The sequence below is a fragment of the Enterobacter sp. 6722112 genome (genome assembly GCF_058661685.1).
This window is the reverse complement of record NZ_JBZWGR010000007.1, coordinates 2,310,674-2,324,202: the sequence shown is the minus strand read 5'-3', so window position 1 is coordinate 2,324,202 and position 13,529 is coordinate 2,310,674. Positions and strand designations below refer to the sequence as shown.

Genomic DNA, 13,529 nt, shown 5'->3' with positions numbered 1-13,529 from the left:
TTATTTACAGAGACTTAATTTCGTTTGCAAAGGGATGTCAATATGAGCGTAAAATCAACGGTTGCTCCTGGTTATTGTGTTGTTCAGCAGGCTGGTACGTTAGATTTCCAGGCAAGACTACTGTTCAATAAACCAGACAGTGAAGCGGCACGTTATTTTATGCAAGTGAACAGGGACACACGGTGGTTAAAACCCGGGCAAATATTGATCCTTAATGCTCCGGGTGCTGAAAATGCGGTTCAGCTAAAACAATTACAAAATGCAAAGCAAAAGGTTAATGGAGCATTGGCAGAACTGAATACAGATGAAGCTAATTTCTTTAACAAGCATTTTAGTACCATCGCAGCATTAACTAATTTTATGGATAAATCTCTCGGGGTGGTTGCTGATGCAGGTGAAAGGTACTTTAGCGAAATAGAAAAGAAATTAAAAGCTATCGAACTGGCTTATCAAAATCAATACAGAACGCAAGGCACATTGATCGGGCAGCAGTTTTTTGTTGAAAGGCAAAAACTTTTTTCTGAGCTGGACGTTTTATTAAATAAGCTGTCCAGACTAACGCTGAAACTGAAACCTTATGAAGAAATCAAGCACGCTTTAGGTTTATCAAGCAGGTCAATTGTCCACGAATGGAGTACTGCGGGTGTTGCCTCGATACGAGGGTATTCAACATATGTAGACAATGCTTCAAAAGCTGCCCGTTTTCTGAAAATGGGAGGATGGCTTGCTATCGGCTTCGCTGGTGCAAACACAACCAATGAAGTTTACGATGCCTGTACAGTAGGTAGAGAGCAGAGTTGTTCCAAAGTCGCCGTTAAGAAGTACAGTCAATTTGGCGCCAGTCTTGCGGGCGGGATTTATGGCGGAAAATATGGCGCCATGGCTGGGGCTGGCGTATGTGTTGCATTGGGCGTGGCAACAGGTGGTGTAGGGTTGCTCGCGTGTTCTGTGGTAGGAGCCGCTGCGGGTGGATACATTGGTGGCGAAGTTGCCGGTGGAGCAACTGAATATGTCATGGATAAGCTATGGTGAATTTAGAAAATATTCTTTTATTTCTGATTGTTGTTTTATTTTTACTTGTCGTAATTATGGACTTCATCAGTTCCCGTTATTTTAAAAAACACGAGGCCGAATATAATCAGCTTCTTTCAGAATATAGGCAAAAAGGCTACGATCTCGATCTGGTGACAAATTACGCATCATTTTTTGGTTCGCTGGCGAACTATCAAAAAATAATCTGGTTTGTTCGTCTTCGCAAAGGCGTGAAGATGAAATTTACCAAAGACAGAAATGTTCAGGACGATGCCTATAAATTCGTTCAGGCTTTACCGGAAGAGAGAATCGGCTGGATATTAAAACTGCATCGACGCTATAAAGCTCAGGCCTTACTTTTTACGCTATGGCTGCTTATCGGCATTATTTTCCTGAATGTAGTCAAATAGCTTTAATCAGCCCTTAACCCCCAAACCCCGCCGTTCTCACCCCCGAGAGCGGCAGCGTTTGAGCGCTAATCATACCAGCAGGAATACGCCATGCGATTCACGATTATTTCTACGAAACCCGGTCATCAGCCGCCGCAAAGCAGCTGTGATTTTTATGCCCCGGGCGGCACCATTGGGCGCGGTACGGATAACAATCTGGTGCTGCCGGACAATGACCGCACCATCTCGCGTTTGCAGGCCATCGTTCACGTCGACGCCAGTGGCGAATGCCGCGTCACGAACCGCGGCAGCGTTACCCGCGTGGTACTGAATGATATCCCGCTGGAGCGTGGGCGTCAGGTTGAGCTTCAGGATGGGGATATTCTCGGTATTGATGATTATCGCATTGAAGTCAGCGAACTCATTCATGACACCCAGCCCGTAAGCCGCATGGCGGCCAGCATGCAGCAGGCGCGCCCAGTGGCGACACCTGCACCAGCGCCGCAACCGAAACCGGCCAGCGCCGCGCCTCGTGGAAAAGCTGAACCTACGGCCGTGCCGTCGGAAATCTGGGACAGCCTGATGCAGGAGTTTTCCATCTCCGACAGCATCTCCAGCAACCGGGCAAAACCACAGCCCGCCGCATCCCACGATCCGTTCTCTCAGCCTGCGGCCCCGGAGCGGAATGCCGAAGATCCGCTGGCAATGTTTAACGACGCCGAACCGTCGCTTGAACGTAAAAACGTTGACCCGGACACGCTGTTTAGCGATGAAGCGTTGTTTAAAAAAGAGAGCATCTTTGACGATGTCACCCCTTCAACGCTGGTACAGCCGGACGAAAGCAAACCTGCCCAGCCAAAGGAAGAGGCGTCGGACGAACTCGATCCGTTAGCCCTGTTTGGCGGGTCGGCGAGCGCACCTGCCGCGCGTCACGATGACCCTCTCGGCCTGATGGGCGGCGCGCCGTTAACCCATCCGGATGAAATCGTGGCCGATAAGCCGGAGCCAAAGCCTGAACCGCAAGCCGCACAGGAAGAGGATGCGCTGGCCAGCTCACCGCTGTTCGATCCGGAACCGACTGAACCACAGGATGCGCCGCGCGCGGAAGAGGAGCCCGCGCGCCCTGATTACGCTGGCTTCACCATGCCAACACCGCAGGCCGTGGCGCGCAGCAACGCGCAGGCGCCTAAAGGCCGCCTGCGTATCGACCCGGTTAAAAACGCTGCATCGCCTGCTGCCTCCGCGCAGACCGGCGAGCGGGGCGAGGTGCTTCAGGGCGAACTGCTGGAGGCGCTGCTGGAGGGCATGGGCCTGAGCGAAATGCAGCCGGTACCGCAATTCGACCGGGAAAATATGCGTCAGCTGGGGCAGATCCTGGGCATGTTCTCGCAGGGGACCGTGGCGCTGCTCTCCTCGCGCTCCATCCTCAAGCGTGGGGTGAAAGCCGATATGACCATGGTGCTCGACGATGCGAACAACCCGTTCAAACTGTTGCCGACCGGGAAAACGGTGCTTATCCAGATGTTCGGCACGCCGATGCCGGGCTTTATGCCGCCGACCAAATCGGTGCGTGATGCGCTGATCGATCTCCAGGCACACCAGCTAGGGATGATCTCTGGTATCCGCGCCATTATCGCCGCCATGCTGCAATCCTTTAACCCGGAACAGCTGGAGGAGCAGGCTAAGCAGAACGGGATGACGTCACGCCTGGCGCTGCCGGGCAGCCGTAAAGCCGCGCTGTGGGATTATTTCGTTCGCAGCTATGGCGAGACGGCGGGCGAGATCGAGGACGACTTCCATACCCTGTTTGGCGAAGCCTTCCTCCATGCCTATGACATGGAGGTCAATCAGTACAAAGACTCACAAAGCGGATCGGAAGAAAAATGAATATCGCAACGGCTTCTCTCTCCCGCCAGGGGACGCGCGCCAGCAACCAGGATCAGACGGGAGAAACCATCGGGGAACGTTCAGCCTGCTTTGTCGTCTGTGACGGCATCGCGGGCCTGCCGGGCGGCGAGGTGGCCGCTGAGCTGGCCCGCAACAGCATTATTTCCCGCTTTGACGGCGACAAGCACCTGAATGCGCAGCATATTCGTGACTACGTCCAAACGGCGAACCGCACCATTCTCAGCGAACAACAGGCCGTGCAGGACTATCGCCGGATGGGCACCACGCTGGTCAGCCTGTTTATCGACAGGGATTACCGTCTGGCTTACTGGGCGCACGCCGGAGACAGCCGCCTGTACCTGTTTCGCCGCGGCTGGCTGTGGCATGTCACCACCGATCACAGCCTCGTCCAGCAGATGAAAGATGCCGGGCATCAGACCGACGATCTCAACAGCAACCTGCTGTATCTGGCGCTGGGTATTGAGAATGGCGGACCGGAAGCGAGCTACAGCGATGTCGTGCAGGTTGAGGACGGTGATGCCTTCCTGCTCTGCACCGACGGTTTCTGGCACGGCGTCAGCGAAGAGCAGATGAAGCAGTCGCTGCACATGGTCAATACGCCACAGGAGTGGCTGACCTTAATGAACCAAATCATTCAAAAGAATGCCGAACAGGAGGGCAATGCTCAGGATAACTATACCGCCGTGGCGGTGTGGATGGGCAACCCTCAGGACACCACTTTGCTGCATACGCTCTCTGACGCAGCACAATTTCTTCCCTGCGGAACTGATTAGACACACAAGGATTGATATGAAACTTTGGCTATCGGGTTTGGCTCTTCTGACGGTGGCGACCACCGCACAGGCTGAAAACTTCCGCATCGTGCAGTCTCCTGCGCAGAAGCTGGATATCTGGATCGACAACATTAAAGACAATACGCCGCAAAGCTGGTGTAAGGCGGACGTGGCGCTGCGTATCGTGGCGAACGGCAAGAAAGAGGTTTCGGTGCTGGAAAACTTCGTGCCGCGCCTTGGCTCGCTGCTGGAGCACCAGTGCAGCAAGCTGAATACCCTGAACTGGACGCTTAACGATCCGGAAGGCACGACGCTTGCCCGGGGCACAGCGGCTAAAGTGCAGGACTGGGCGCTGGTGGTGAAGCAGCAGGAAACGGCGGCGGCAACGACCCCCACCTCAGGCGCGCTGCTGCCACCTGACCAGAATCCGGAGACGCACACCGTGGCGGCAGATCGTACGCCATGGCAGGAGTTCACCCTTCAGGACGGTTGCCATCTGCGCACCTTCTGGGAGGGCGGTTCCTCCGCGCCAGCGCTGTTTATTCCGGATTCCGACACCACCCGCTGCGGCAACGGCAGCTGGCTCAGCGGCCACACCGTGGTGACGCAGAACCGTAACGGGACGCAGAAAGCGATTCCGGTCACCTACATTCACGGCTTCCCGGTGATGGGGCTGAACAACGCGGTCGATCCTGAAAAGGCGCTGATCACCTCCGTCAACAAAGAGCGCATGGTCTTCAGCACCCAGAACAGCGACCAGAGCTGGATGATCCTGCCGTACGACAGCACCCTGAACGGCTGGAAGAGCAACGGCACGGTGGCGGTGGAAATCACCCGTGAGATCGCCAGCGACGACGCCAGACTCCAGGCGCGTATCGCAGAGGTGAAGAAGATCTGGAGCGCATGGGTTGCACCGGGCGCGGAGCTGAACGTTGTTCTGATTGACACGCTGCGTCCGCAGCTGCGCGATCCGGCAGTGGGCGCCTGGCGCGCGGCGAATTAAGGAGGGGCTATGAATACGCTTTATCAACGTCTGGCGGGGGAGTCGATTAGCGACGCGCTGCTTCGCCTGGAAGCCGATATCAAAGCCCGTCCGGCGGATGCCGATCTGCGCGCCGCGTTTGTGCAGTTTCTGATCCTCAGCGGCAACTGCGCGCGCGCCCTGACCCAGCTGAAAAGCTGGCTGGCGCTGAAGCCGCAGGCAAAACCGACCGTAACGCTGCTGGAGCAGGCCATTCAGGGTGAACAGCAGCGTGCGCGCGTGTTCGCGGGAGAGATACGACCGGCAATGCCCGAGGCGCAGTGGCCGTGGCTGACGACGTTAGCCCAGGCGCTGACCGAAAGCGCAGGGCAAGCGCAAACGCTGCGCCTGGCGGCACTCGAACAGGCCCCGGCAAGCCGCGGGCAGGTCACGCTGGAGAATGAAGAGAGCCACACCTTTGAATGGCTGATGGACGGCGATGCCCGTCTGGGGCCGGTGTGTGAAACCCTGGTCAATGGCCGCTATTTCTGGGTGCCGTTCTGCGCCATCGATGCGATCCGTTTTCAGGCTCCGGCCAGCGTGACCGATCTGGTGTGGCGTCATGCGCTGGTCCGCCTCACGGACGGCACCGAGCAGGTGTGTCAGATCCCGGCGCGTTATCCGTTTGCTGACGGGGCGCCAGACAGCGTTAAGCTGGGGCGCACCACCGAGTGGCTCCCGCTGGACGATGACGGCGCCCTGTATGAAGGCATGGGGCAGAAAGCCTGGCTGAGCGAGCAAAGCGAAAGCCCGCTGCTTACCCTGAGCCTGGTGACATTTACCTCGGATGGTGCGGATGAGTAATCCCGCAGGCGAAGGCGATCTGCTGCGCAGCGGCTGGCAGGCCCGCAGCAGGCAGGAGAAAGTGGGGGCGCGCGACAAAATGCAGCCTTCACTGCTGGATCGTCTGACGGATAACGATCCGGAAAAAAAACGCGAGTCCGCCAACAGCAATCTGATTACCCACGCCGCGCTGCGTCGTAACGTCCTGCGGGATTTACAGTGGTTGTTTAATACCATCAACCACGATGCCTCCAGCGATCTGAGCGGGCTGACGCAGGTGAGCCGTTCCGTCGTTAACTTTGGCGTCGCGCCGCTGGCGGGGAAAAGAATGTCCGATATCGAATGGCACGACATTCAGCGCAAGCTCACCGAAGCGATTATTAACTTTGAACCGCGGATCCTGCCGCAGGGGCTTCAGGTTCGCTGCGTGTCCGATACCTCCTCGTTAGATCTGCACAACGTTCTGTCTATCGAAATCAAAGGTCGCCTGTGGTGCGTGCCGTATCCGCTGGAATTTCTCTTTCGCACTGACGTCGATCTTGAGAACGGCCATTTTGAACTGAAGGATGCGGGGTAATTATGGAAAGCAAACTGCTCGAATATTACAACCGTGAACTGGCCTATCTGCGCGAGATGGGCGCAGAGTTCGCCGAGCGCTACCCAAAAGTGGCGGGGCGGCTCGGCATGCGCGGCATCGAAGTGGCGGACCCCTACATTGAGCGCCTGATGGAAGGTTTCGCCTTCCTGACCTCCCGCGTGCAGATGAAAATGGACGCCGAGTTTCCGCGCTTTTCACAGCGTATGCTGGAGATGATTGCGCCAAATTATCTGGCGCCTACGCCGTCGATGGCGATCGCTGAAATTCAGCCCGACAGCAGCCGGGGCGACCTGAGCAAAGGCTTTACTGTGCCGCGCGGCACCATGATGGACAGCCTGGCGCTGAAAAAGACCGGGGTTACGTGCAGCTATACCACGGCGCATGAGGTCAACCTGCTGCCGTTAAAAATTGAGCGGATCGAACTGGGAGGCGTTCCCGCCGATCTGCCGCTGGCCCAGCTCGGCCTGAGCCAGCGGGGGATCAGCAGCGCCTTGCGGGTCCGCATTGCCTGCGATGGCCCGCAGCATCTCGGGCATCTGGATTTTGACCGCCTGGAGTTCTTCTTAAGCGGCCCGGACATCGAGGCGCTGAAGCTGCTGGAGCTGGTGATGGAGCACCACGCGGGTATTGTCTGCCAGACGGTCAGCAAGCAGCCCCAGCGCCAGCTGCTGTCTTCTGACGCCCTGCGTCAGGAAGGCTTTGATGCGGACCAGGCGCTGCTCCCGGACGATCTGCGCAACTTCGACGGCTATCGCCTGTTGCAGGAGTACTTTGCGTTCCCGGCGCGTTTTCGTTTCATCAGCCTGAGCGGGCTGGGCAAGCTGATCCAGCGCTGCGAAGACGAAAAAGCGTTTGATATCTTCATTCTGCTCGACAAGAGCGACGATCAGCTGGAGCGCGTAGTGGATGCCAGCCACCTGGCGCTGCACTGCACGCCGGTGATCAACCTGTTCCCGAAAGTGGCGGCCCGGCAGAAGCTGAGCGAAAGCCAGCATGAATACCACCTGGTGGTGGATAACATCCGCCCGCTGGATTATGAAATTTATGCCGTGAAAAAAATCTATGCCAGCGCCGATGGTCAGCGGGACGACCAGACGTTTCGTCCGTTCTGGAGTACCTGGAGTGGCGACGCGGGCAACTACGGCGCCTATTTTTCCCTGCGCCGTGAGCAGCGGGTTCTCTCGGAACACGCGCTGCGCTATGGCACCCGCACGGGCTATATCGGCTCGGAGGTCTTCGTCTCGCTGGTGGATGCGCAGCACGCGCCGTGGCAGGAGAATTTGCGCTACATTTCCGCCGAGGTGCTGTGCACCAGCCGCGACCTGCCGCTGATGCTCCAGCAGGAGCTTGGGCAGTTTATTATGGCCGACTCCATGCCGGTGAAGGCGTTAACCCTGCGTAAAGGCCCGACGCGGCCGCGTCCGGCGCTGGCCGAAGGGTTCAGCACCTGGCGGCTCATTAGCCAGCTGCAAATGAACTACCTCAGCCTGATGGACAGCGAAAACGAAGAGGGCGCTGCCGCGCTGCGTCAGCTGTTAGGGCTGTACGCCAACCTGGCCGAGACGCCGGTTGCTCGTCAGGTGGATGGCGTTCGTCACTGCGTGCTGGAGCCGGTGCACCGTCGCGTGCCTGAACCCGGCCCGGTGGTGTTCGCCCGCGGGATCGGCATCACCCTGACGGTGGACGAACGCGCCTTTTCCGGCGCCAGCCCATGGCTTTTCGGCAGCGTGCTGGAACGCCTTTTTGCCCGCCTGGTCTCCATCAACAGTTTTACGGAGTTCACGCTCAAGAGCCAGCAGCGTGGTGAAATCGGCTACTGGGCGCCGCGCATGGGTAAAAGGGCGCTGGTATGAGTGAAGTTGCCCCTGCAACGCTGCGCGTGCATCGCCTGACGCCGCTGCCCGATGCGTTCTGGCGCGGGGTACGCGAGACGCCGTGGCGCTATGATCTGTTCCAGCTGTTAAGACGCATTGATGCCCAGGGCGGTGAACGTTACCCGCTGGGGCGCGCGCCGCTGCCTAAATTTGAGCCGCTGCGTATTGGTCAGCAGCCTTCAATGGGCTTTGCGCCGTCAACGGTTGCTGAGGTCCGGCAGCGGGAAGAGAACGGACTGCATGACGTTTCCATACTGAGCTTCGGCCTGTTTGGTCCTAACGGCCCGCTGCCGGTGCACATGACTGAGTATGCCCGCGAGCGTATTCATCATCATCAGGATCACAGCCTCAGCGCGTTTGCCGACCTCTTTCACCACCGCCTGACGCTGCTGTTCTACCGCGCATGGGCGGACGCGCAGCCTGCCGTTTCACAGGATCGCGACGACAACAGGCGCTTCGAAGGGTATCTGGCATCGCTGATTGGCATGGGGCAGCCTGCCCAGATGTCGAAAGGCAGCCTAAGCGCGCACGCCCGCTTTACTCACGCCGGGCACCTGACCCGACACGGGCGGGACCCGGAAGGGCTGGAGAAAATCCTGCGCAACTATTTCAACGTGCCGGTCAGGCTGGTGGCCAACGTCCCGCAGTGGATGCCGCTCTCAACGCGGGAGCAGGCACAGCTGGGCGAGGGGCGGCGTATGCCGCGCATGGGAGAGTCCGCTTTTCTCGGCATTGCGGTACGCGACGTGCAGCATAAATTTCGGCTTGAGATTGGCCCGTTGAGCGCAGACGACTACAACCGTTTTCTGCCGGGCGAAGGGTGGGTGACCGAGCTGCGCGACTGGGTGCGACAGTACGCCGGGGTGGAGTTTGAATGGGAAACACGGGTGATCCTGCGCGCCGATGCGGTGCAGGGCGCTACGCTCGGTAGCGCCGGGCGATTAGGGTACAACACCTGGCTCGGCCTTCAGCCTCAGCCTGTTCCGCGTGGCGATCTGGTGTATCGCGCAGAGCGATAATCCTTCCGTATACCGAATCATTGTTAATGGAAACTAACATGTCAGAAATTAGCCGTGCCGTGCTTTTCGGCAAACTGGATACGCTGTTATTTACCTCTCTGGAAAGCGCGACTGCCTTCTGTAAGCTGCGCGGCAACCCGTACGTTGAGCTGGTGCACTGGCTGCATCAGCTGATGCAGCAGCAGGATGGCGATCTGCAACAGGTCATCCGTCACTTCGCCCTTGATGAACAGCAGCTGACACGCGATATCGTGGCGGCGCTGGATGCCCTGCCGCGTGGCGCGAGTTCCGTGTCTGATCTTTCCGAGCATATCGACAGCGCCGTCGAGCGCGCCTGGGTCTACGGCTCGCTGAAGTTTGGCGTCAGCCGCATCCGCGGCGGCCATTTGCTGATCGGCATACTGAAAACGTGGAATCTGGCTAATGTGCTGAAAAGCATTTCGGCGCAGTTCACCCGTCTTAACGTCGAGGTGCTGATCGAGCAGTTCGACGCCATTTGCGCCAGCAGCAAAGAGAGCCAGCAGGCCGCCGCCGCTGCGGACGCGCCTGCCGGGGCAGTACCGGCTGCGCAGGGCACGCTGGCGCAGTATGGTCAGGATCTGACGGCGCGCGCCCGGGAAGGGAAAATCGACCCGGTTGTGGGGCGCGATGAAGAGATCCGCCAGATGGTCGATATTCTGATGCGTCGTCGCCAGAACAACCCCCTGCTGACCGGGGAAGCCGGCGTCGGGAAAACGGCGGTGGTGGAAGGGCTTGCGCTGCGTATCGCTGACGGCGACGTGCCGGAGCCGCTGCAAAACGTTCAGCTGTGGCTGCTGGATATCGGCATGCTTCAGGCCGGCGCGGGCATGAAAGGGGAATTTGAGGCGCGCCTCCAGGCGCTGATTAACGAGGTGCAGTCCAGCGCCACGCCAATTATTCTGTTTATCGATGAGATCCACACCCTGATTGGCGCTGGTGGTCAGCAGGGCACCGGCGATGCCGCTAACCTGCTCAAACCTGCCCTGGCGCGCGGGCAACTGCGCACCATTGGCGCGACCACCTGGGCGGAATACAAAAAATACATTGAGAAAGATCCGGCGCTGACCCGCCGTTTCCAGACCGTACAGGTTCACGAGCCGGACGAAGCCAAAGCCGTGCTGATGCTGCGCAGCACCGTGTCGCCGCTGGAAACTCATCATCAGGTTTTACTTCTCGACGAAGCGGTCAGCGCGGCGGTGAAACTGTCGCATCGCTATATTCCTGCGCGTCAGCTGCCGGATAAAGCGGTGGCGCTGCTGGACACCGCCTGCGCGCGCGTGGCCGTCAGCCAGAGTGCGCCGCCTGCCCAGCTGGAAGACTGTCTGCGTCACCTGGCGGCCCTGGACGTGGAGCTGGAGATTGCTGAACGCGAAGCGCGCGTGGGGGCGGGCGATCCGGCGCGTGTGGCGGCCTTAACCGCCGAACGTGACGCGTTCGAAACCCAGCGCGAAGCTCTGGCCCGTCGCTGGGAAGAAGAGCGCACGCGGGTGCAGGAGATTATCCGTCTGCGTGCCGCGCTGTTTGCGGCGGGTGATGAGGATACGGCTGAACTGCGCGGCCAGCTGGCAGAACAGCAGCAGGCGCTGAAGACCTTACAGGGTGACGAACCGCTGCTGTTTGCCGCGGTGGATGAGAACGTGGTGGCTGCGGTGGTCTCAGACTGGACCGGGATCCCGCTGGGCCGGATGGTGAAAAATGAGATCGACGCGGTGCTGAATCTGGCCGACACGCTGAACCAGCGGGTTATTGGTCAGCGTCACGGTCTGGATCTGATTGCCCGTCGGGTAAAAACCTCGCGGGCGAAGCTTGACGATCCGAACAAACCGGTCGGCGTATTCATGCTCTGCGGGCCATCCGGCGTGGGTAAAACCGAAACCGCGCTGGCGCTGGCGGAGTCGCTTTACGGCGGCGAGCAGAACGTTATTACCATCAACATGAGTGAATTCCAGGAAGCGCACACCGTTTCGACGTTAAAAGGTGCGCCTCCGGGCTATGTGGGCTATGGTGAAGGCGGCGTCTTAACCGAGGCCGTGCGCCGCCGTCCCTACAGCGTGGTGCTGCTGGACGAAATTGAAAAAGCGCACCCGGACGTGCACGAGATCTTCTTCCAGGTCTTCGACAAGGGCTGGATGGAGGACGGCGAAGGGCGCCACATTGATTTCCGTAACACCATTATTATTCTGACCTCTAACGTCGGCACCGACCTGATCGCAGCCATGTGCGCCGACCCGGAACTGATGCCGGAGCCTGACGCGTTAAGCGGCGCCCTGCGCCAGCCGCTGCTGGAGGTGTTCCCGCCAGCGCTGCTGGGCCGCCTGCTGGTGGTGCCGTATTACCCGCTGAGCGACGAGATGCTGGGGCAGATTGTGCGTCTTCAGCTCAGGCGCATTCAGCGTCGTCTGGAAGAGAATCACAACATTATTTCTGAATTTGACGACAGCGTGGTCGAACAGATTGTTCAGCGCTGTACCGAGGTTGAGTCGGGCGGGCGTATGGTGGATGCGATTCTGACCAATACGTTGCTGCCTCAGATGAGCCAGATTTTACTTACCGCCAGCCGCAGCGACGAGCAGTACCGACGTCTGCATGTCACCTGCGAGCAGGGCGAGTTCCACTGTCAGTTTGCCGCGTAATAATCATCAAGAGAACTGTAAAAGATGACGGATAATGATAACAATCGGACTGTCCCAAACGCGCTCCCGGTCGGGTACCGTTTCAATGAGTTTGAGATAAAAGAGGTGATTGGCGGCGGCGGATTCGGCATCGTCTATCGCGCCTGGGATCACCAGCTCGAACGCACTATCGCTATCAAAGAATTTATGCCTTCCTCCCTCGCCGTGCGCGGCGAGGATATGACGCTGGTGCTGCGCAGCGAGCGCTTCGGCAAAGCGTTTTCTGCCGGTTTGAACAGCTTCATCCAGGAAGCCCGCCTGCTGGCGCGCTTTAACCACCCGAACCTGCTGCACGTACTGCGTTTCTGGGTGCAAAACGACACGGCCTATATGGGGACGCTGTTTTACAGCGGTACCACGCTGTCGCGTCTGCGCGAAGAGAAACCGGAGCTGATTAACGAGGCGTGGATCCGCCGCATGCTGCCAATGCTCTTCGGCGCCATCAAAACGATCCACGACGAGGGTTATCTACACCGCGACATCTCGCTGGATAACATTCAGATTCAGGATAACGGCCTGCCGGTGCTGCTCGATTTCGGATCGGCGCGCCGCACCATCGGTAATCTCTCGGATGAGACGGAAACCATGCTGCGTCCGGGCTTCGCGCCTATCGAGCAGTATACCGACGACAATGAAAGCGAGCAGGGGCCGTGGACGGATATCTACGCGCTCGGCGCCGTATTGCGCACCCTCATCGTGGGCTCTCCGCCACCGGTCAGCGTGGTGCGCTCGATTCAGGACACCTGCAAACCGCTGGTGGAGCTGATGCCGCAGGGGTATTCCATCCCGTTGCTACAGGCCATCGACAAGGCGCTGGCGCTGCATATGGAAGACCGTCCGCAATCCATTGAGGAGTTCGCGGCCCTGATCGAGATGCCCGTCGCCGGTATCGACGAGGTGCTGACCGCGAAGAAGACCGGCACGATGCTGGTGCCGGTGGAAGAGGAGACATCTGCTTCCGCGCTGGACTGGCGACGTTACAAGCTTCCGGGGCTGGTGGCCGCGGGCGTGCTGGTTGGGGTGGTTGCCGGTGCGATGCTGTTCGGCGGCGACAGTCAGGAAACGCCAGCGCAGACAGCGCAAACGCCTGCCGTGAACCCTCCGGCTGAGACCTCCGCCCAGGCGGAAACCAGACCGGCAACGGCAGACGTGAGCGAGCCGGTTGCGCCACCTGCTACGGCGCAGCAGAGTGCGCCGCCTGTCGACGCCAGCCCGGTCGCGCTGGTCTACATCCGCATGCTTGATGGCGAGACGCTGAAGGTGAATGGCGAGTCTAAAGCGCTGCGTCCGGGCAATAACGGTTACGCGTCGCTGAAATTGCCTGCGGGCGAGACCCGCATTGAACTGGAAGGCAATGGAAGAACGCGTACCCAGACGCTGGATATTGCGAAGCCAGGCACCTGGCTGGTGAATCCGTAAGCCTGCGGGTAACAGGACGG

11 protein-coding genes are annotated in these 13,529 nt (G+C 58.9%); all 11 read left to right on the top strand.

What is annotated here, in order from left to right; all coding sequences use genetic code 11:
* The first annotated feature begins 42 nt into the window (after positions 1-42).
* Positions 43-1,032: a hypothetical protein gene (locus AC4OVU_RS12610; protein ID WP_015570333.1), complete on the top strand. Its 990-nt coding sequence runs from the start codon at positions 43-45 to the stop codon at positions 1,030-1,032.
* Positions 1,026-1,442, top strand: a complete 417-nt coding sequence (locus tag AC4OVU_RS12605; RefSeq protein ID WP_015570334.1) for a hypothetical protein — start codon at positions 1,026-1,028, stop codon at positions 1,440-1,442. The genes AC4OVU_RS12610 and AC4OVU_RS12605 overlap by 7 nt, the downstream gene beginning before the upstream one ends.
* Before the next feature lie 90 nt (positions 1,443-1,532).
* Positions 1,533-3,308, top strand: coding sequence for a type VI secretion system-associated FHA domain protein TagH (gene tagH, locus AC4OVU_RS12600; RefSeq protein WP_015570335.1), 1,776 nt, complete (start codon positions 1,533-1,535; stop codon positions 3,306-3,308).
* The gene (locus AC4OVU_RS12595) at positions 3,305-4,102 is read left to right on the top strand and encodes a PP2C family protein-serine/threonine phosphatase (RefSeq protein ID WP_003859969.1); all 798 of its coding nucleotides are present in this window, start codon (positions 3,305-3,307) and stop codon (positions 4,100-4,102) included. Before tagH ends, AC4OVU_RS12595 begins: the two co-directional genes overlap by 4 nt.
* A gap of 16 nt (positions 4,103-4,118) precedes the next feature.
* Positions 4,119-5,105 carry a hypothetical protein gene (locus AC4OVU_RS12590; protein ID WP_110292847.1) on the top strand — a complete coding sequence of 329 codons (987 nt, stop codon included), beginning with the start codon at positions 4,119-4,121 and terminating at the stop codon, positions 5,103-5,105.
* Between the two features lie 9 nt (positions 5,106-5,114).
* Positions 5,115-5,927 carry a type VI secretion system accessory protein TagJ gene (locus AC4OVU_RS12585; RefSeq protein WP_110292848.1) on the top strand — a complete coding sequence of 271 codons (813 nt, stop codon included), beginning with the start codon at positions 5,115-5,117 and terminating at the stop codon, positions 5,925-5,927.
* On the top strand, positions 5,920-6,483 hold the full coding sequence (gene tssE / locus AC4OVU_RS12580; protein WP_015570336.1) for a type VI secretion system baseplate subunit TssE: 564 nt from the start codon (positions 5,920-5,922) through the stop codon (positions 6,481-6,483). Before AC4OVU_RS12585 ends, tssE begins: the two co-directional genes overlap by 8 nt.
* 2 nt (positions 6,484-6,485) lie before the next feature.
* Positions 6,486-8,357, top strand: coding sequence for a type VI secretion system baseplate subunit TssF (gene tssF, locus AC4OVU_RS12575; protein WP_110292849.1), 1,872 nt, complete (start codon positions 6,486-6,488; stop codon positions 8,355-8,357).
* Positions 8,354-9,397, top strand: a complete 1,044-nt coding sequence (gene tssG / locus AC4OVU_RS12570) for a type VI secretion system baseplate subunit TssG (RefSeq protein ID WP_032648553.1) — start codon at positions 8,354-8,356, stop codon at positions 9,395-9,397. Before tssF ends, tssG begins: the two co-directional genes overlap by 4 nt.
* Before the next feature lie 38 nt (positions 9,398-9,435).
* Positions 9,436-12,051 carry a type VI secretion system ATPase TssH gene (tssH, locus tag AC4OVU_RS12565; RefSeq protein ID WP_032648551.1) on the top strand — a complete coding sequence of 872 codons (2,616 nt, stop codon included), beginning with the start codon at positions 9,436-9,438 and terminating at the stop codon, positions 12,049-12,051.
* 24 nt (positions 12,052-12,075) lie between these two features.
* Positions 12,076-13,509, top strand: coding sequence for a serine/threonine protein kinase (locus tag AC4OVU_RS12560; protein WP_033486833.1), 1,434 nt, complete (start codon positions 12,076-12,078; stop codon positions 13,507-13,509).
* Positions 13,510-13,529: the final 20 nt, after the last annotated feature.

Coding starts and splice junctions, on each gene's coding strand:
- AC4OVU_RS12610 (WP_015570333.1), top strand. CDS start 43: ATGAGCGTAAAATCAACGGTTGCTCCTGGTTATTGTGTTGTTCAGCAG.
- AC4OVU_RS12605 (WP_015570334.1), top strand. CDS start 1,026: ATGGTGAATTTAGAAAATATTCTTTTATTTCTGATTGTTGTTTTATTT.
- tagH (WP_015570335.1), top strand. CDS start 1,533: ATGCGATTCACGATTATTTCTACGAAACCCGGTCATCAGCCGCCGCAA.
- AC4OVU_RS12595 (WP_003859969.1), top strand. CDS start 3,305: ATGAATATCGCAACGGCTTCTCTCTCCCGCCAGGGGACGCGCGCCAGC.
- AC4OVU_RS12590 (WP_110292847.1), top strand. CDS start 4,119: ATGAAACTTTGGCTATCGGGTTTGGCTCTTCTGACGGTGGCGACCACC.
- AC4OVU_RS12585 (WP_110292848.1), top strand. CDS start 5,115: ATGAATACGCTTTATCAACGTCTGGCGGGGGAGTCGATTAGCGACGCG.
- tssE (WP_015570336.1), top strand. CDS start 5,920: ATGAGTAATCCCGCAGGCGAAGGCGATCTGCTGCGCAGCGGCTGGCAG.
- tssF (WP_110292849.1), top strand. CDS start 6,486: ATGGAAAGCAAACTGCTCGAATATTACAACCGTGAACTGGCCTATCTG.
- tssG (WP_032648553.1), top strand. CDS start 8,354: ATGAGTGAAGTTGCCCCTGCAACGCTGCGCGTGCATCGCCTGACGCCG.
- tssH (WP_032648551.1), top strand. CDS start 9,436: ATGTCAGAAATTAGCCGTGCCGTGCTTTTCGGCAAACTGGATACGCTG.
- AC4OVU_RS12560 (WP_033486833.1), top strand. CDS start 12,076: ATGACGGATAATGATAACAATCGGACTGTCCCAAACGCGCTCCCGGTC.